The following is an 18265-nucleotide window of genomic DNA, read 5'->3' on the forward strand; positions in this document are numbered from 1 at the left end:
TCATTATGAATTTTCTTAAGCTCTTATAACTGTTCTAAAGTATCACAATGATATTCTTTTTTCTCTTTTCTGGTTGGTGGCTGTTGCGTTCCGTTTCCTTTATTTTTTTCCTGCAACATTTGTCCAATCAATTCGCTTCTTTCTTTAGCAATAGCCAATTGTTTCTGAGCATCTTTTTCGATATCAAAATAAACAACACCTTCAATGATAGTTTTTTCAGCTTTTGCATAAATAGAAAGTGGGTTTTCGCTCCAAAGCACAACATCGGCATCTTTACCTACTTTTAAACTGCCTACTTTATCATCAATATGTAAAAGTTTTGCAGGATTTAAGGTTACAAATTTCCAGGCATCTTCTTCAGAAATATTTCCGTATTTCACTGCTTTTGCTGCTTCCTGGTTTAATCTGCGTGACATTTCAGCATCATCAGAATTGTAGGCAACAACTAATCCCTGGTTGTGCATAATTGGTCCGTTAAACGGAATTGCATCATTAACCTCAAATTTATAGGCCCACCAGTCAGAAAAAGTTGAAGCGCCAACGCCATGCTCTTTCATTTTGTCAGCTACTTTATAACCTTCCAAAATGTGTGTGAACGTATTTACTCTGAAATTGAATTTCTCTGCAACATTCATTAACATCAAAATTTCAGACTCTACATAAGAGTGACAAGTGATGAAACGCTCTTTGTTTAAAATCTCAGCAAGAGTTTGCAATTCTAAATCTACTCTTGGTGCTTTTCCTTTTTTAGAACCAGAATTGAATTTTTTCCAGCTTTCGTCATATTCTTTGGCCAATTGAAAATAATCTGTAAAAACCTGTTCAACTCCCATTCTTGTTTGTGGAAAACGAGTTGGGTTATCAATTCCCCAATTCGCTTGTTTTACGTTTTCACCTAAAGCAAATTTGATAAACTTAGGTTGATTTTTATATAACATTTCATCAGGAGAAGAACCCCATTTCCATTTTACGATCGCAGAACGACCACCAATCGGATTCGCAGATCCATGTAATAATTGCGAAATGGTAACACCACCCGCTAAATCTCTATAGATATTAATGTCTTCAGAGTTGACAACATCCTCAATCGTAACTTCTGCGGTCGAGTTGTGCCCGCTTTCGTTAACCCCTTTAGAAATCGCGATATGCGAATGCTCATCGATAATTCCACTCGTAAGGTGTTTTCCTTTCGCATCAATAACAGTTGCGCCGGCATCTGAAAGATTTTTACCAACAGCAGCGATTTTTCCGTTTTTGATTAAAACGTCCGTTTCTGTTAGGATTCCCTCTTTTTCATTCGTCCAAACCGTAGCATTTTTAAATAATAAGGTCTGTACTGTTTGTTTTTTAGTATCACCAAAAGCAATGTTTGGATAGGTTACTGGCATAATTGGAAGTGGTTTCTCCACTTTAGAAGAATCTTTTGCCATAACAAATGGACTCGTTTTTACAGCTGTCCAAATCAATTCATCTCCGTTTGATAAAACTGCTTTTCCGGATAGCGCATCTGTTTTTTCGATAAACCCCGTCAAACGTGTGTAATTTGACTTGATTGTATCTGCAGGTTTGATTACCAACGATATCCAATTTTTAGCAATAGAAAAAGTATTCTTTACTTTTGTCGCATCAACAGTAGTTACTTCTGATTTTTGAGCATCAGCTGTTCCGTCAATTTTCCATTTATAAGTATCTTTTCCAACTGTTAAATCATAATTACCACGGATATCTTTGGCACTAATATCGTTTACAATAAATTTAGATCCCTGAACCCAGTTTTCATATAGAACTGTTTTCTCGTCAAAAAACTCACCGGAAGTAATGATAAAGTTAGCGTAAGTGCCCACTTTCAAACTGCCCACTTCAGCGCTTTTTCCTAAAATAGCAGCCGGAACTGTAGTTAAAGATTCTAATGCTTTCGTTTTATCAAAACCTAATTTTATGGCTTTTAGAAGATTGGGTTTGAAATCTTCAATTTTTTTCAATTTTTCTGTAGTAAGCGCAAAAACAATCCCGTTGTCTGAAAGCACTTTTAGGTTTGTTGGTGCCTGATTCCAGAAACGCATATCAGCCAATTCGATTTGATTGGATAAGTATGGATTTGAAACATCATATGCTTCAGGGAAACTGATTGGAATAATGAATTTTGCATTAGTAGCTTTAATTTCCTCAATTCTTTCAAATTCATTTCCGCTTCCTTTTAAAACATAGTTTAAGCCAAATTCTTTAGCGATTTTGGCAGCTCTCAAACTGTTTAATTTATCTTCAGAAGTAAAGATTTGAACCAGTTTTTCATTGTTAGCCAAAGCTTCTAATGATAAATCTTTGGTTTCAGAATTTCCTTTTTTGTACCAATCCAGATCTAAATACATTTGGCGAATTAATGCCATGGATCCCATTAAAGAGCTTGGATAATTCTGATTGGTAAGGGCACTTTTTGAGAAAGATAAATGATTGGTTAATTTATTGGCAATAATTTGTTTGCTGTTATCCTCATTGTTCAAAGCAACCAAAGCTCCGGTACCTTGTGCAATCCCGTCCGGAATATGAGTTCCGACAACTCCAAAACCTGCTTTCAGTAATTCATCTGCTTTTGGCTGGTCGTATTTAAAAGTTTCATAAGTATTTATTTCCGGACGAACACTTTCATTCCAGTAATATCCAACTCTTTTAGTATCATACAACGGGTTACGACTGCTGCCCGGTGTAATATTTGCTTTAGGTTTTTCAACACCAAAACTGGTATAGATATCAATAAAAGAAGGATAAATCGTTTTTCCGGCTAAATCTATCGTAATAGCATTTTTCGGAATGGATATGGCATTTCCAACCGCAACAACTTTACCGTCCTGAATCAGTAAAGTTCCTTTTTCGATTTTGTTACTAGGAGTAACATAAATAGTGGCATTAGTAAAAACAGTATAGTTCTTACTTTTGTTGTGCACACTTTCATTAACAGGGAAGTATTCCTGAGCGTAGGTTTTTGTTAAAAAAACACTCAAAAAGAGTAGAAGTAGGGCTTTTTTCATATGTAATTTGGTAAATTTTTGCTAAAAATATGAAATATATGTTACAACGGATTTATTTATTAGTAATCTTTTTTCCCTATTTTCGTAAGATCTTTACTCACCCTTTAGGTAGAAGTGTAAAATAAAACATTATGAAAAATAAGGATAGAATAAATTGGGGAATTATTGGTTTAGGAAACATAGCCAATCAATTTGCTTCCGATTTATTGTTGATAGAAGAGGCTAATTTGGTTGCTGTTGCCTCAAGAAATTTTGTTAAAGCAAATGATTTTGCAAAACAATATAATTGCCAAAAAGCATATGATTCTTATGAAGCCCTTTTTGTCGATGACCAGGTTGATATTGTTTATATTGCAACACCTCACGATTCGCATGCCGAATTATCGATCAAAGCATTAGAAAGCGGGAAACATGTTTTATGCGAAAAACCACTTTCACTTTCTTATAAAGATGCGGTTCGAATGACGGAAGCTTCTAAAAAGTATAATAGATTTTTTATGGAAGCATTCTGGACGCGTTTTATGCCGTCTGTAAAAGAAGTTTTAGAAAAAGTAAACCATGGAATAATTGGTGAAGTAAATTATGTAAAAGCCGATTTTGCTTTTTATGCTGATGAAGCATCAGGCGGAAGGCTTTTTGATAAAAATCTTGGAGGGGGTGCTCTTTATGATATTGGAGTTTATCCTTTATTTCTCTCCTATATATTACTTGGAATTCCAAAAGAAATTATAGCGAAATCGGTTTGTAATGAAAACGGAATTGATTTGCAGACTTCTATGATTTTAAATTACGAGAATGCACAAGCTATTTTAAACGCTTCAATAGTTTCCGAATCAGATATGAAAGCCGTTATCGGAGGAACTCAAGGGCATATTCAATTGAATGCTCCCTGGTTTATGGCGGATGGCTATTCAATTGTGAAAGATAATCAGGAGAAAATAGTTTGTCTTCCAAATCTTGGAAAAGGATATACGCATGAAGCAATTGAATGTCATGATTGTATTAGAAACAATCAAATGGAAAGCCAATTTTGGTCCCATCAGAATAGTTTGGAATTGAGTAAGATTGTGGAGGAGATTAAACTTCAGATTAAGCTGCCTTTTTAAAAATACATTTTCGCAGTAAAATGGCTACAATATAATTATTTTCATTAGATTTAAAAACATTTAATGAAATTGAAATTATGTTCGTAAAAGTTTACGGAAGTGCCGTTTCTGGAGTAGAAGCAACTATGCATTAGACGAGCAATCAAAAGAATTATTAAAAACCGCGATGGAACGCCTGAATCTCTCCGCAAGGGCCTACGACCGAGTCTTAAAAGTAGTCAGACCATAGCCTACTTAGATGTCGCACCAACTATAATCACCCAACACATAGCAGAAGCCATTCAATACAGAAGCCTGTATCGTGACGGCTGGCTCGGATAGAAAAAAATCTCGCAAAGTCGCAGAGTCGCAAAGAAAACTTAAAAAGAAAAATTTTGCGACTCTGCGACTTTGCGAGATTAATTTATACACAAAGCTTAACGAACCTTGCGTAACACCCTTGCGACCCTTGCGGTTAAATCAACGCCCAGAAAGCGCAACACTACCCTCAATATTAATCTGCTCCAAAAAGACTTCATCATGCGAAACCACAATCAAAGTCCCCTGATATTCATTAACAGCCGCCGTAAGAATCTCAATATTCTGAATATCTAAATTGTTAGTAGGCTCATCCAGAATAATAATATCTGGTGCCTGATTATTAATCGTCAAACAACAAAGCATCAAACGCATTTTCTCACCACCACTCAACGCACTACACGATTTTTCCAATTCATTTTGAGAAAACAAAAAACGATTCAATCGCATCCTGATGTCATGTTCCTGCAAACCGGAAACATTGAATTTTTGAGCCTGTTCGTAAACTGTAAGTTGATTTTCGATTAAAGAATAATCCTGATCGATATAAACAATTTTAGCTTCTGCTTTATAAATATTTCCCTGCGTCGGAACTATTTTGCCTGTAATAATCTTGATTAAAGTGGTTTTTCCGGAACCATTCGATCCCTTCAAAACAAGACGTTCACCACTTAAAATTTGAAAACTTAGATTTTCCCTCCAAAGCAATTTTTCATTGTAACTAAAATTAATAGCAGTAGCCGTAAAAAGTATTTTGCCTTTATGTAAATCAGCATTGTCAAAACCAAATTTCATTTTATCAATAGCTGGTAAACCTGAACGGAGTCCTTGTAATTCCTCAGAAATACCACCAATTTTTTCAGCATGAATACTCTTAGTTTTAGAGGTGCTGTTTTCGGCATTATTCCGCAAAGTATTCATCATGATTCGGGACACGCCTGCTTTTTGCTGTTTCTTTTTTCCTCGTGCGTCCAGTTTTTGTTGTCGTTCGACTGTTTCGCGTTCTTTTTCTTTGGCTTTGCGCAACGCTTTTTCTTTACTATTGATATCCTGTTGTAACGCGTTGTTTTCTATTTGTTTTTGTTGGGCATAAAAATCATAATTTCCTCCATAAACCGTAATACCATGTTTACTTAATTCATACACAGTATTCAAAAAATTAAGTAGTTTTCGATCGTGGCTAACGATTATCAGCGTGCCAGTAGTGTTTTGGATGAAATGATAGAGCAATTTTCTGGCAGCCAAATCCAGATGATTACTTGGTTCATCAAGTAAAATAAGTTCAGGCTGGTGAATAGAAATTCCGGCAAGAAAAACTTTTGTTTTTTGCCCGCCACTTAAGTTTTCCAGTTTTTGCGATAAATCTAAATCGGTTAATTGCCAATATTGTAGTGCTTCATTGCAACGATCTTCAATAGTCCAGTCATCGTTTAAGATTTCCAGATTTTCTTCGGTTACATTGCCATCCAATATATTTTTAAGGGCATTACGTTTGTCTTCCACTTGCAAAGCCTGACCAATGGTGAAATGATTGAATTGCCCAAAAATCTGCGGTACATAATAAGGTTTTGCATCCGTTTTAAGTAATCCTGCAGAAGCTTGCAATTCACCGGCAATGATTTTTAAAAGTGTCGATTTTCCAACACCATTATTTCCAATTAAGGCAATTTTTTCCTGCTGATTGGCAGTAAAAGTAATTTTATCGAATAGCAGATCTCTATTCGTATGTAAATAGGATATATTTTGTGAAATAAGCATAATTTCTTTCTCTTGGGAATAAACAAATAAGCAAACTGTTTTTCAGCTGCTTTTATAATTGTCTGAAAGAAATTTTATTTCACATGGAATTTTCTAGTTGGTTTGTGGTTGCAAAGATAAAAATATTTTTTAACTCTATTTCATTGCTTGCAAAATGGAGATCGAGTTTTATTTGGTGATATTCCAGAAACTCATTTTACGTCTGGTAGTAAAACCCAACTTTTCATATAAGGCGATAGCACCAATATTGTGTTCTGCAACATGCAAAAACGGAATTTTACCCTGATCAAAAATAGCATTTACTACATGAGTGATGAGTTGTTTCGCGTATCCTTTTCCGGTATGTTCAGGATGTGTAATTATTGCACTAACCTCAGTAAAAGCATTCATTTTCATGCGTTCTCCTGTAATTGCAATTAACTGATTGTCTTTGAAAATCCCATAATAATCTCCCAGTAAAAAGGTCTTGTTTTTAAAATAACCAGGTTGTACCAAATTAACCAAATCGCATAAAACTTCGTTATGGTCTCTACCCAACTTCACGATTTCAACATCGATTGGAAGCTGAATTTTTTCGTTAATAACCATTTGGAGACAAACCAGTTCTTTTGCAATTTTTAAATCATTGGCTATTTGAGGTTTTTCACCTACAACAAAGAAATTATCACTTAATGCCGAATATTCTTGTGTTGCAATTGCAGTATTCTTTAGTTCTGTAAAACCTCCAAACGGTCCATAATTCGGTTCGTAGAATTTAATACTGCCATATTCAACAGCAAATTCCTGATGGTTTTCTGATAACGAATACCAAACCGGATTGTCTAATTTATTTTCTTCTCTACTTTTCATTAATTAGGATTTTACTTTTATTCTTGTGCTTTAGGATATAAAACTCTAAACGAATTAGAAACTGCGGGATGCAATATCGTAGCGTGGTTTTCTCCAGGAAAATATTCAAAGTGTACTTTTAAATTTTTGTTTTTAGAAGCTTTAATTCTTTCAGCTAATAAATTGGCGTCAACTTCCATCACTCTCGGGATTTCTGTTGGAGTAAGCCCTTCTTTGCCAACTGCAATGTAAATAGCAGTTGGTTGAGTAAAACTTTGCTTAAAAATAACCGAATCTTGATTTAACAATGAACCGCTATTCCACCATAAACTCGGACTTACGATGATGTATTTATTAAAAAGGGTAGGGGTTTTTAATAGTATTTCCGTTTCTAATAATCCACCTAATGATTGCCCAATAATCGTTTTAGAATCTGTTGTTTTGTATTTTTTTTCTATGAACGGTTGTAATTCTTTTTCGATAAAAGCTATGAATTTATCAGAATGCCCAGAAGTTGGAAAACGCTTTAGGTCTTTTTCTATAGTGGTCGGAAAAGTAAAATCTCTTCTTCTGTCAACCGTAGCAATTCCTACAACAATTGATTTTGGAACCTGATTTACCCATTCAAAACTATTAAATTGAACTAATCCTGAAATATGAATAAAATCTTCATCGGCCGATCCGTCTAATAAATAAATCACGGGATATTCTGTAGCTTCATTAGAATCATAACCTTCAGGCAAATAAATATTCAAGGTTCTTTTTTCGTTTAATTCTTTGGATTGAATTTCCTCAATAACGCCTAATACAAAAGGTTTGGCAGTATCGGTTGATTTAGATTTACCAGTTTGGCTGAAAATTAAAGTTGTAGAAAAAAATAAGCAGACAAGGAAGTGAAATTTATTCATTTTGAGATATTTAATAACCAGTATTGGCTATTATATTAGTTTGGTTTACTTTCTTAGAACAAGTTTCTAAGAAGCTAAAATACAAATTTTGATTTATAGTTACTACCAAAAAAAATCCCATTAGTCATAAAACGAACGGGATTCCATAAAATATAATAGTAAGAATTACTTTGTTCTCGCAGCAAAAATTTGGTCCAAACCTTCCATGGCAATTGTGAAACCTTCTTTGAAACCCATTTCGATGATTTTTTCCAAATCAGAAAGGTTTTCATGTTTGATCGCAATATCTACAATAGTTGAATCACCTTGTTCAGAGAAATTCACATTCCAGTCAGAACGCGGAAAATCTTTGTTCAAATTGCCTTCGCTATCACTAAAAGCATCCAGATATTTAAAGTTAGATTTTGGCGTAATCGAAGTAAAATCTGCAATAGCCCAATGTTCTTCACCTTCCGGACCCACCATGGCATATAATCTTCGTCCTCCCGTTGTAAAATCCATGCTTTTTGTTTTGGCTTTCCACGGAGCCGGAGCCCACCATTGGTCTAATATTTGGGGTTCTGTCCAGGCAGACCAAACATTATCAAGTGAGGCGTTAAATTCGCGTTTTACGTTTACCGTACTATTTTCTTTGTCCACGGTAAAATTCATCAATAGATTAGATTTCATTTTCTTTAGATTTTAGATTCATTAATACTTGATCCAATTGACTGAAACGGCTTTCCCAAATTTCTTTAAACTGTGCTAACCATTTGTCAATTTCTTTCATTTTGTCAATTTTTAGCTGGTAATAGATTTCTCTACCCACTTTTTTTTCGTCTAATAATTCACATTCGTTGAGAATTTTAATATGCTTAGAAACGGCTTGTCTGGTCGTATTAAATTGCTCCGCAATCGCATTGGGTGTCAGGGCGTTTGTAGCTACTAATACTAAAATTGCTCTTCGGGTTGGATCGGCAATGGCCTGAAAAATATCTCTTTTCATTTTGAATTATCTAAATACGCAACTAATTAGTTGCAAATATAAGCAACTTTTTGGTTGCGCAAAATGTTTTTATGATTTTTTTGAAATAATTTATTCTTCAGCAAAAGCCGAAAGCGTATTTTTAAATTTTGACAAAAAAAAAGACGTACTATTTGTACGTCTTAAAATGTTGCTTTTTTCGGGATTATCCCTTAAATTTATTCTTAACAATAATATCTTTAAGTCTGGCTTTTAAATCTTCACCCGTATCATAAATCATTTGCTCATTATTCGGAAACGGAACTGCTCGTTTTGTAAAATACGTTCCGTAAGAATCGTCCCATGCGTTTTTATCGCCTTTGTAAGTCGAATAAATATTCTCAAAAATAAACTCACTAGTTATCGGAAACGTTTGCAGCAAAGCATTTGTCTTACTGTCAACATAATCTACTTTTGCTGTTACCTGACACGATTTAAATTGTCTAAACTCGTATATGTTCGCACGAAGCGTTCTGTAATTATCCACTTTTATTTCCTTGCCCAGACTATCCTTCACAGGTTTTCCTCTGCTGTCCAAAAGTGTTTTTACACCATCTTTAACTTGTTTTTCTTTGATGAATTCTTTTTCTTTAATCTGCTCAGGTGAGATGTTTATTTGTACAAAATTCACAATCAGACTATAATCGTACTTTACATTTTTTTGTCTGGCGCTATGGTAAACCGTCCATTTGTCGTTTAATCCGTAAGTCTTAATATCTAATAAATCATCCTGAAGCTGTTTGGGAATCACCATATTGGTTTGATTTTTAGCATAAACATCTACAAAATCAGTTCCTTTAAATAGGGCATCATCCATCAGTTTTTTGGTATTCTGATATCCCGGATTAATGCTTTCCAAATAAAATAAATCATCATAGGCTTTTCTGAAATCCAGTTTGTTATTCGATTTTAAAAGCGCTGTAGCATTTCCATATAAATATTTTGACAACGCATTTTTGCTCTTCACAATCTGATCAGAGTAATTGTCGAATGCAAAATAAGCATTTTTTCCTTGCTTAAGCAGCGGTAAAGGCAGTAAAGGCCTAATTTTCTCCTGACGGTTATTCAGTTGCAAATACGTATTATAAACACGTTCGGCATTCGCCGGATTGGCTTCTTTCGTCATCAAATCCAGATTACGTAAATCCCTGTCTTTCGCTTTTGCAAACGCTTCTTCCAGTAAATACACATAATCCTGTTTCCCTTTCGACTCTTTTTTAGTTTTTAAAGCCTCTACAGCTTTATCTATGGCAGCATCATAATTCCCATCGCTAATTAACGATTGTGTGGTTTTTACACCACAAGAAGAAAGCGTTAAAAATAATATTGAAAAGAAAAGGCTAATTTTTTTCATTCTAAAGACCTGTTGATTTGAAGGCGTAAATATATTGGTTTTGAAATTGTATTACACCTTTTTTTGAATGAAAAACGACTGGTATTATATTTTGGATTTTAATTTTTAGAAGTAGAAATTTTCCTTTTCATAAGAACGCCCCGTCCCGTTGTTTCTCCCAATTTTTTGTGGTGAACCCACCAAAAAAAGATTTTCCCTCCCATCAGATTGGAAATTTAGTGTTTCAAAAGGAAAATTGGCATCACTTTACGAATAAAAAGTGATCTTATTAAAATCTCTCGTTATGATTTCCTATTATTGCGGCCAGTATAAAACATTAAATTTATGACCATCAGGGTCCGAAAATCCAAAGAAATAACCTTTTTCAAAACTTTGAGGTTCGGCAAAAATTCTTCCACCGGCATTTTTAACAGCCAATAACCGCTGATGCACTTCATCTACACTTTCAGCTGAAAGCGAAAATATAATTTCATTACCTTTTTGTAGATCGGCCGCTTCATCATTTACCGCCCATTTAAATCTTTCTTTTGTAAAAAAGTGAATTATAAAATTATCATCTCCAAAACAAAAACTAGTCAGTTCTTCGTTTGTGCCATTTGGTTTAAAACCCAATTCGCTATAAAATTTGGTAGTTCGTGCTAAGTCTTCTACTGCCAAATTAGCCCATATTTTTTTAGTTTTCATAAGATTCATTTTAAAAAATTAAAACTTAATTCCCACTATTAAATAATAGTCGTAGAATAAATTTACGAATTTTAAATTAAAACACATGAAAAGGGTATGCGCTGCTATACACTTCGTCTATTATGGCTCAAAAATAAAGCTATTTTCTATTCTCAGCGTATTTGAATTTTTCAAAATTCTTCGGTAATTCATTCGTTACCGTCAATTTATTAGAGGTAAGATTAGGTTTGATTTTGATAACTTTTGTGATTTCAGTAATTTCCACTTCATCTGTACTTCTCATGTTTACCATATCAAGATGTAGTGCCTTAAATTTATATTTACCATTTTTAAGATCAATAATAACATATTCACTCGCTCTCAATTGGCCTAATGGTTTATCATCAATCCAGATGTTTAATCTCGAAGTATTATCTATTTTATGCATAATATCAGCACCATTATAAACCAAAACTTTACCGTTTCCGAGTTTGTCTAAATCAACTTTCTCAAAATTAGTTTTTACAAAAGTATATTCAGAAGGAATAGATTTTAATCCACAAGAGCTTATTAATATAAAAGATGAAAATAATAAAGTTTGTTTAATTGTTTGTAGAAGTTTGTGTTTCATTTAAAATTTTGGTTTGAAGATTAATTTGATAAAAATAATTTTAGGTACTATATTGTGATGAATTTGAGACAGTCTTTTTGCCCAATTTAAAGACCACAGCGGTGCGTCTAACGTGCAGTATGTATTCTAATTTTCAACTGGTAAACAATTTCCCAAAGTATAATAGAGAAAACGGCATTGGCCAATATTGCTGTTTTAACCTGATAGGGATCATAATTTAAAAACAGATGCAAATTAGTAAATTTCAAAGCTAAGAATAAGGCGAAAACTGCAATAGCAAGAGAACAGATTATATTAAGTAAAACATTCCATTTTAAAGCAAAGAAAGCATAAATAAGATTCAATAAAGCAAAACCGCAGCCTAAAGTGATAAAGGGATCCGTTTTTAATTTTTCGCCCAACGTTAATAAAAGTGGCGTTGAAGAAAGGTATAAAAAAAATAGTATGGAGTAGATTAAGATTCGGATTTGTGGTTTCATTTTTTATGTTTTTTTAAGTTCTGCTTATTTAGAATTGAATGCCATGAAATGATTGTATAAATATACAAAACCTAAAATCAGAAAAAATAAACCGACGAAAAAGAAAAGATATTTTACTAAAAAATCTTTTTTTGCAAAGTAGAATTCAGTTTCAGGATTTTTAGGGTCATAGTAAACAACTGTAGTTTCATTAATTTTACACATAGAATTACTAACCCCTTTTACACGAACTTTATTATTAGAACTATCATTAAATTCGAAAACAGGCACGGTAACTTTTACGCCATCTGAAGTTTCTTCATCACTAAAATCGATAACTTTAGCAATAGTTTTAATACCGATTTCCTGAAGTTTTTTTTCTTTTTTATAAGTGTCAATTCCCAGAACCATAGCTAGAAATCCCATAATGACAAGAAAAAGATCCCAAAAAGAATCGCTGAGAAAGGAAAGGATTTCCAATTTTTTTTCTGTTTTTTAGATTTTACTATTTTTAATCAATCTGCATTCCGCTTTCAGCATCAAATTGCTTTCTTTCACTGTCAGACATTTGATTACGTAGTACTTTTATTGTGTAACCACCAAATAATTTTCCGTTTTCAATATACATCCAATCGCTAATATCTTTGGTATCAACATTAATTGTGTCTCCAATTTTATGGCCTTTAATATATTCAGGTTCATTGTCTAAAATTCCTGAATATTTACCATCAATGAACTTAACGTCATTTATCCAAATATGTTCAACATCAGTTTCATTTTGAAATTTAACTTTCAATGCTTTAACCTCAATTTTTGGGTTGATCAAAGCAGAATTGAAATCAGCTAAAGTTTTATTGGCTTTTTCTATTGCTTCATTCATTTCTTTGTCAGTTTCTTTAATACCATAAATGTCAGGTTGATTTTCTCTTTCAACTTTATCTGAATTTTTGCAGCTTATAAAACAAAGCAGCATTAACGACAATAAGATTTTTATTTTCATTTTTATTTTCATTTTTAATTGAGAGTTTATTTACTGCAAAATCGCATCAATTTTAGCTTCCGATTTTTCTTTGATAGTACTATCCGGATGAAAACTCCAGATGATTAGAAATTTTCCTTTAGCAAGATATTCTTCCGGATGCTCGTCTGTTGGCTGACCGTCTTTTCCCCATAACAATCCTTGCAGAAATTTATCACCTTTGAATCTGTTTTCAAATTCAATGTACATAATAGAACCGCTGTCTGCTTTACTTTTGAAACTTTGAATTTCTTTGCTTTTTACAACACCAATAATATTGCTGTAAGTAGTAATATCAGTATAAAAATTACAAGCCTGATTGGTAACACAAATCTGGCCATCGCTTAAAAAATAACTTTTTGGAATTTCTTTAGGTTTTAGTTTTAAATCAGCAATAGTCTGGCTGAATAGAGTAGTAGTAAGTAACAGGAATAATGCCGACAGGGGAATCGTAATTTTCATTGGTTTTTAGGTTTAATTTGGCTAAGTTAAAATAGTTTTTTATTTCTTCTATATTTTGATGGCACTATGTTAATAAAGTTAGTCCTGTCAGGTTCGCTTTTCCGTTTTTAAGGAATTCATAAGTTATTCGGTCAGCAGTACAGTCAATAAATTGAATGCCTTTTAACTTACCTTTAAAAAAAGTATTGATAAGGGTTGCATTCTTAAAAGTCACTTTTGAAAAAGAGCAGTTTTCAAAAGAACATTCTTCTATTGTACCATTAAAAACCACATCAGAAATACTGGATAGTTTAAATGACGACAGGTTCCAAACCGCATTTTCCAGAATACAACTTTTAAAATCTGATGTCTTTAATTCAACTCCTGAAAAATTCGCCTTTGAAAAATTACAGTTTTTAATTTCACTCGACGAAAATTCCGTGTCTATGAGTGAACATTCAACAAACTGATTGTTTTGTACGTTAGAAGTCTGAATTTTACTATTTCTCAAATCTGAATTAGAAAAATCGCATCCTATAATATTGTTGGATTTAAGTATTAAGTTCGACAAGTCGGAATCAAGAAATTGACAATTCTTCATATTTGAAGTGCTGAATTTGTCTTTAAGGTTATTTAACCCCGAAAAGTCAGCGTCAACCCAGTTTCCCGATGACATATTCCAGCTTAAACCTGAATTAGTCTTAACTTTTGTTGTTGAAATTTCTACAGCTTGTTTTTGGGTTGTTTCAAATTGGTTTTCAGAAGCATTAGATTTGAATGTTTCCGAAAAATAGTTTAAGTCCACACCGAGAATTTTGGCAAGTCTATTTAATGTAGAAATATCCGGCATTGACTCACCTCTTTCCCATTTACCAACCGCTTGTGCACTAATTGAAACTTGTTTTGCAAGGTCTGCTTGCGAAAGGTTCATTTTCTTTCTGGCTGCAGCAATTTTATTGCCTACTGATTTTGAATTTAGCATCATAATTATATTTTTTATTTGATACTGCAAAGCTATAGTGCCCCATAGCCTGTTCGCAAATAAAGTCAGCTACCAATAGTTGTAATTGCGCTACTTATAGTTGTTATTGACAACCTTTGGTAGTTTTTGATAAGTTTTGGGGTTTGTACCAAGCTAAAATAGGTTTTTATTTTAAATGTTGTGGTAAATTTTTAGTAGCAGTAATTTTCATTTTCAAAAGAACGACCCGTTCCGCTATCCGCTAAATCTTTTCCTGTCCGCCGCGGCGGACAGAAAAAGGATATCGCTCCCATCGGGGCCTAGATTAGAAGTTTATTTTTTCAGGACAAGACAAAGATGCCATATTTTTCTGAATTAAACTGCGCTATTCCAAAGTGCAGTTTTGAATCTCAATTATCCAAAATCTTGTCATTTCCGACGTAAAGAGAAATCATAATGGGGGGTAAAAAAAATCCCATCTCAATTAAGAAACGGGATTCAATAGATATTCTCTTTTTTTTTATTTTTAAACTGTTGCAGCAATTTCTTGTGGCAACGGAATTTGATTTTTAAGTAAATCTTCGAAAGTTTCGTGTTGACGAATTAAAATTCCTTTTCCGTCTTTCCATAAAACTTCGGCTGGTTTGTATCTTGAATTGTAGTTAGAAGACATTGAGAAACAGTATGCTCCTGCGTTTCTGAAAGCTAAAATATCACCTTCAGTAATTTCTGAAATTTTGCGGTTGTTAGCAAACGTATCAGTTTCGCAAATGTATCCTACCACAGAGTAAAAACGCTCTTTTCCTTTTGGATTTGAGATATTTTCGATATGGTGTGAAGATCCGTACAACATTGGACGAATTAAATGGTTGAAACCACTATCAACTCCGGCAAAAACTGTTGAGGTCGTTTGTTTTACTACGTTTACTTTTACTAAGAAATGACCGGCTTCGCTCACCAAAAATTTTCCTGGTTCGAAAATCAACGTTAAATCTCTGCCATATTCTGCACAGAATGCATTGAATCTTTTTGATAATTTTTTACCTAATTCTTCAATATCTGTTTCGATATCGTCTTTTTTGTAAGGCACTTTGAATCCGCTTCCGAAATCTAAAAACTCTAAATCTTTGAAGTGTTTAGCGGTGTCGAATAAGATTTCAGCAGCATACAAGAATACTTCGATATCTAAAATATCAGATCCTGTGTGCATGTGAATTCCAACAATACTCATTTTTGTGTTTTCAACAATTCGCAAAATATGCGGTATCTGATGTACCGAGATTCCGAATTTACTATCGATATGTCCCACAGAAATGTTAGCATTTCCACCCGCCATTACGTGCGGATTGATACGGATACATACCGGAATTTGAGGATATTTTGTCCCGAATTGCTCCAGGATAGATAAGTTATCAATATTGATTTGAACACCCATTGCGGCAACTTCTTCGATTTCTTCCAAAGAAACTCCGTTTGGCGTAAAAAAGATTTTGTCAGGATCATAGCCAGCATGAAGTCCTAATAAAACTTCCTGAATTGATACAGTATCTAACCCAGATCCCATGTTCTTTAATAACTGAAGAATCGCAACGTTAGACAATGCCTTCATGGCGTAATTAACTCTTAAGTTTTCTACCTTAGAGAAAGCTTTAGTTAACCTGTTGTACTGTGATTGGATTTTTTCGGCATCATAAACATATAATGGACTTCCAAATTGGTCTGCTAACTGCAGTAAATCTTTTGCTTGCATTTTTATAAACTATTTTGGGCAAAGTTATTACACTTTTGAGTAACGACAAATTTTTTGTAGAAAAATAACAAATTGTAACAAATTGTTTGTTTTTGAACAAAAAGTGCTTTATTTCGAATTTTTATAAATTCTTTTAAGGTTCTGAGGTGCTAAGATTCTAAGGTACTAAGTTTTTGCCACAGATTAAAAGATTAGCGCAGTTTTTTTGCCACGAAGCGCACGAATTTCCACAAATTTTTATTTTGGATTTCCGCAAAATGCATAAAACATAGCCCGGGGGTTTTAACCACGGGAAACGTTGCAGATTAGGTGTAATTATAAATTGTGTCCCCGCAGTTGAAACCACGGCCTATGTTTAATTTTAGAATCGAGCGAAAAAAGAAATTAGTAAAAATTTGTGGAAATTCATGGCAAACAAAAAATCAATTTAATCCATATAATCTGTGGCAAAAAAAACAAAACCCCTGAATATTAATTCAAAGGTTTGTTAGTAGTTATGTTGTTTATCGGAATAAAGATTAAATAAAATGCAAGAAAAAAAACTTAATCTCTTAGCATCTTAGCATCTTTAAAAATTACAGACTTGGTAAGTCTCCGTTTCCTTTGGTTGGCAAGTTGGTAGAGCCCATTAAGAATAAATCTACTTCTCTTGCTGCTTCGCGACCTTCTGAAATAGCCCATACAATTAACGATTGTCCTCTTCGCATATCACCAGCAGTGAAAATGTGAGGAACATTCGTTTGATAATTTTTTGCTTTGTAGTTGCTTCTCATGTCAACTTCAAGACCTAATTGCTCGCTTAAAGTTTTCTCAGGACCTGTAAATCCAAGAGCCAATAAAGCTAAATCGCAAGGCCAGATTTTTTCTGAACCTTCTTTTTCGATTAATTCAGGACGTTGACCCGGAGTCATTTTCCATTGTACTTCAACTGTTTTTAATCCCACTAATTCTCCTTTTTCGTTCGCCAGGAATTCTTTAGTATTGATTAACCAGTTTCTGTCGCAGCCTTCTTCGTGAGAAGATGACGTTTTCAACTGCAACGGCCAGAAAGGCCAAGGCGTTGATTCGCTTCTTCCAACTGGAGGTTTTGGTAAAATCTCAAAGTTAGTTACTGATTTTGCACCGTGTCTGTTTGATGTTCCGATACAATCTGAACCTGTATCTCCACCACCAATTACAATTACGTCTTTTCCAGTTGCCATTACCTGATCTGGAATTGACTCTCCGTATAAAACTTTCGTTTGTTGTGTTAAGAAATCCATTGCCTGAACAACGCCTTTGCTTTCGATTCCTTTCGTTGGCAAACTTCTTCTTTCTGTTGCTCCACCGCATAATACGATAGAATCAAAAGAATTTAGTTCTTCAACGCTAAAGTTAACCCCAACATTTACGTTAGTTTTGAAAGTGATTCCTTCTGCTTCAAGGATGGCTACACGTCTGTCGATGATTCCTTTTTCTAATTTGAAATTCGGAATCCCGTAACGTAATAAACCTCCAATAGCATTGTCTCTTTCAAAAACAGTTACAGTGTGACCCGCTCTGTTTAATTGTTGAGCTGCTGCTAAACCTGCAGGACCAGAACCAATAACGGCAACCGTTTTTCCAGTTCTTGTTTTTGGTGCTTGTGGTTTGATCCATCCTTCAGCGAAACCTCTTTCGATGATGTTTTTCTCGATGTTTTCGATAGCAACCGGTTCTTTGATGATTCCTAATACACATGATTTCTCACATGGAGCAGGGCATAAGCGACCTGTAAATTCAGGAAAGTTATTAGTAGATTGCAAAATCTCCAATGCACCTTGCCATTCTTCCTGATGCACCATGTCGTTGAAATCAGGAATTAAATTTCCTAACGGACAAGCACTGTGGCAAAAAGGAATACCACAATCCATACATCTTGAACCTTGTTCTTTTTTCTTTTCTTCAGATAACGGAATAGTAAATTCGTTGTAGTTCGAAACACGTTCTGCAACTGCTACATTACTTTCGTCGGCTCTGTTATATTCTTTAAATCCGCCTATTTTACCCATGACATTTTTAATTAAAATTAAATGATGTATTTA

Annotated in this window: 17 protein-coding genes and 1 pseudogene; 2 read left to right on the forward strand and 16 right to left on the reverse strand. The window is 33.9% G+C overall.

Annotation, left to right across the window (positions count from 1 at the left end; genetic code table 11):
• Nucleotides 1–23 precede the first annotated feature (23 nt).
• Nucleotides 24–3026 carry an amidohydrolase family protein gene (locus Q7C23_RS14965; protein WP_375033296.1) on the reverse strand — a complete coding sequence of 1001 codons (3003 nt, stop codon included), beginning with the start codon at nucleotides 3024–3026 and terminating at the stop codon, nucleotides 24–26.
• Nucleotides 3027–3157: 131 nt separating this feature from the next.
• On the opposite strand from Q7C23_RS14965, the gene Q7C23_RS14970 reads away from it, so the two are divergent.
• Both Q7C23_RS14970 and Q7C23_RS14975 read left to right on the forward strand, forming a co-directional pair.
• Nucleotides 3158–4132 carry a Gfo/Idh/MocA family protein gene (locus Q7C23_RS14970; protein WP_375033297.1) on the forward strand — a complete coding sequence of 325 codons (975 nt, stop codon included), beginning with the start codon at nucleotides 3158–3160 and terminating at the stop codon, nucleotides 4130–4132.
• Nucleotides 4133–4259: 127 nt separating this feature from the next.
• Nucleotides 4260–4453: pseudogene (locus Q7C23_RS14975) on the forward strand (magnesium chelatase); the annotation flags it as partial.
• A gap of 138 nt (nucleotides 4454–4591) precedes the next feature.
• Here the strand turns inward: Q7C23_RS14975 and abc-f are convergent.
• From abc-f to Q7C23_RS15050, 15 genes are all read right to left on the reverse strand, one after another.
• Nucleotides 4592–6187, reverse strand: a complete 1596-nt coding sequence (abc-f, locus tag Q7C23_RS14980; protein ID WP_375033298.1) for a ribosomal protection-like ABC-F family protein — start codon at nucleotides 6185–6187, stop codon at nucleotides 4592–4594.
• 168 nt (nucleotides 6188–6355) lie between these two features.
• Nucleotides 6356–7036 (reverse strand): GNAT family N-acetyltransferase, encoded by a 681-nt coding sequence (locus Q7C23_RS14985; RefSeq protein WP_375033299.1) that lies wholly within the window; start codon nucleotides 7034–7036, stop codon nucleotides 6356–6358.
• A 17-nt stretch (nucleotides 7037–7053) separates the two neighbouring features.
• Nucleotides 7054–7923, reverse strand: coding sequence for an alpha/beta hydrolase (locus Q7C23_RS14990; RefSeq protein ID WP_375033300.1), 870 nt, complete (start codon nucleotides 7921–7923; stop codon nucleotides 7054–7056).
• 165 nt (nucleotides 7924–8088) lie between these two features.
• A complete protein-coding gene (locus Q7C23_RS14995; protein ID WP_375033301.1) occupies nucleotides 8089–8592 on the reverse strand; it encodes an SRPBCC domain-containing protein in 504 nt (167 codons plus the stop codon).
• Nucleotides 8582–8908, reverse strand: coding sequence for a helix-turn-helix transcriptional regulator (locus tag Q7C23_RS15000; protein ID WP_072975905.1), 327 nt, complete (start codon nucleotides 8906–8908; stop codon nucleotides 8582–8584). The genes Q7C23_RS14995 and Q7C23_RS15000 overlap by 11 nt, the downstream gene beginning before the upstream one ends.
• Nucleotides 8909–9092: 184 nt before the next feature.
• Nucleotides 9093–10280: a hypothetical protein gene (locus Q7C23_RS15005; protein ID WP_375033302.1), complete on the reverse strand. Its 1188-nt coding sequence runs from the start codon at nucleotides 10278–10280 to the stop codon at nucleotides 9093–9095.
• 294 nt (nucleotides 10281–10574) lie between these two features.
• Nucleotides 10575–10964: a VOC family protein gene (locus Q7C23_RS15010; RefSeq protein ID WP_375033303.1), complete on the reverse strand. Its 390-nt coding sequence runs from the start codon at nucleotides 10962–10964 to the stop codon at nucleotides 10575–10577.
• 139 nt (nucleotides 10965–11103) lie between these two features.
• Nucleotides 11104–11574 (reverse strand): hypothetical protein, encoded by a 471-nt coding sequence (locus Q7C23_RS15015; RefSeq protein ID WP_375033304.1) that lies wholly within the window; start codon nucleotides 11572–11574, stop codon nucleotides 11104–11106.
• A gap of 107 nt (nucleotides 11575–11681) precedes the next feature.
• A complete protein-coding gene (locus tag Q7C23_RS15020; RefSeq protein ID WP_375033305.1) occupies nucleotides 11682–12053 on the reverse strand; it encodes a hypothetical protein in 372 nt (123 codons plus the stop codon).
• A gap of 24 nt (nucleotides 12054–12077) precedes the next feature.
• Nucleotides 12078–12512 (reverse strand): DUF3592 domain-containing protein, encoded by a 435-nt coding sequence (locus Q7C23_RS15025; protein ID WP_375033306.1) that lies wholly within the window; start codon nucleotides 12510–12512, stop codon nucleotides 12078–12080.
• A 31-nt stretch (nucleotides 12513–12543) separates the two neighbouring features.
• Nucleotides 12544–13032: a YegJ family protein gene (locus Q7C23_RS15030; protein ID WP_375033307.1), complete on the reverse strand. Its 489-nt coding sequence runs from the start codon at nucleotides 13030–13032 to the stop codon at nucleotides 12544–12546.
• A gap of 30 nt (nucleotides 13033–13062) precedes the next feature.
• The gene (locus Q7C23_RS15035) at nucleotides 13063–13512 is read right to left on the reverse strand and encodes a hypothetical protein (RefSeq protein WP_375033308.1); all 450 of its coding nucleotides are present in this window, start codon (nucleotides 13510–13512) and stop codon (nucleotides 13063–13065) included.
• Between the two features lie 64 nt (nucleotides 13513–13576).
• Entirely contained in the window at nucleotides 13577–14476 is a 900-nt protein-coding gene (locus Q7C23_RS15040; protein ID WP_375033309.1) for a pentapeptide repeat-containing protein, read from the reverse strand.
• Between the two features lie 502 nt (nucleotides 14477–14978).
• The gene (gene lysA / locus Q7C23_RS15045; protein WP_194657692.1) at nucleotides 14979–16202 is read right to left on the reverse strand and encodes a diaminopimelate decarboxylase; all 1224 of its coding nucleotides are present in this window, start codon (nucleotides 16200–16202) and stop codon (nucleotides 14979–14981) included.
• 575 nt (nucleotides 16203–16777) lie between these two features.
• Complete coding sequence (locus Q7C23_RS15050; RefSeq protein WP_375033310.1) at nucleotides 16778–18232, reverse strand: glutamate synthase subunit beta; 1455 nt, start codon at nucleotides 18230–18232, stop codon at nucleotides 16778–16780.
• Nucleotides 18233–18265 lie beyond the last annotated feature (33 nt).

This window comes from Flavobacterium sp. LAR06 (assembly GCF_041946075.1).
Classification (GTDB): Bacteria; Bacteroidota; Bacteroidia; order Flavobacteriales; family Flavobacteriaceae; genus Flavobacterium.

Excerpts from the sequence above, each read along its gene's own strand:
- Q7C23_RS14965 (WP_375033296.1), bottom strand. The coding sequence starts at position 3,026 with ATGAAAAAAGCCCTACTTCTACTCTTTTTGAGTGTTTTTTTAACAAAA.
- Q7C23_RS14970 (WP_375033297.1), top strand. The coding sequence starts at position 3,158 with ATGAAAAATAAGGATAGAATAAATTGGGGAATTATTGGTTTAGGAAAC.
- abc-f (WP_375033298.1), bottom strand. The coding sequence starts at position 6,187 with ATGCTTATTTCACAAAATATATCCTATTTACATACGAATAGAGATCTG.
- Q7C23_RS14985 (WP_375033299.1), bottom strand. The coding sequence starts at position 7,036 with ATGAAAAGTAGAGAAGAAAATAAATTAGACAATCCGGTTTGGTATTCG.
- Q7C23_RS14990 (WP_375033300.1), bottom strand. The coding sequence starts at position 7,923 with ATGAATAAATTTCACTTCCTTGTCTGCTTATTTTTTTCTACAACTTTA.
- Q7C23_RS14995 (WP_375033301.1), bottom strand. The coding sequence starts at position 8,592 with ATGAAATCTAATCTATTGATGAATTTTACCGTGGACAAAGAAAATAGT.
- Q7C23_RS15000 (WP_072975905.1), bottom strand. The coding sequence starts at position 8,908 with ATGAAAAGAGATATTTTTCAGGCCATTGCCGATCCAACCCGAAGAGCA.
- Q7C23_RS15005 (WP_375033302.1), bottom strand. The coding sequence starts at position 10,280 with ATGAAAAAAATTAGCCTTTTCTTTTCAATATTATTTTTAACGCTTTCT.
- Q7C23_RS15010 (WP_375033303.1), bottom strand. The coding sequence starts at position 10,964 with ATGAAAACTAAAAAAATATGGGCTAATTTGGCAGTAGAAGACTTAGCA.
- Q7C23_RS15015 (WP_375033304.1), bottom strand. The coding sequence starts at position 11,574 with ATGAAACACAAACTTCTACAAACAATTAAACAAACTTTATTATTTTCA.
- Q7C23_RS15020 (WP_375033305.1), bottom strand. The coding sequence starts at position 12,053 with ATGAAACCACAAATCCGAATCTTAATCTACTCCATACTATTTTTTTTA.
- Q7C23_RS15030 (WP_375033307.1), bottom strand. The coding sequence starts at position 13,032 with ATGAAAATAAAAATCTTATTGTCGTTAATGCTGCTTTGTTTTATAAGC.
- Q7C23_RS15035 (WP_375033308.1), bottom strand. The coding sequence starts at position 13,512 with ATGAAAATTACGATTCCCCTGTCGGCATTATTCCTGTTACTTACTACT.
- Q7C23_RS15040 (WP_375033309.1), bottom strand. The coding sequence starts at position 14,476 with ATGATGCTAAATTCAAAATCAGTAGGCAATAAAATTGCTGCAGCCAGA.
- lysA (WP_194657692.1), bottom strand. The coding sequence starts at position 16,202 with ATGCAAGCAAAAGATTTACTGCAGTTAGCAGACCAATTTGGAAGTCCA.
- Q7C23_RS15050 (WP_375033310.1), bottom strand. The coding sequence starts at position 18,232 with ATGGGTAAAATAGGCGGATTTAAAGAATATAACAGAGCCGACGAAAGT.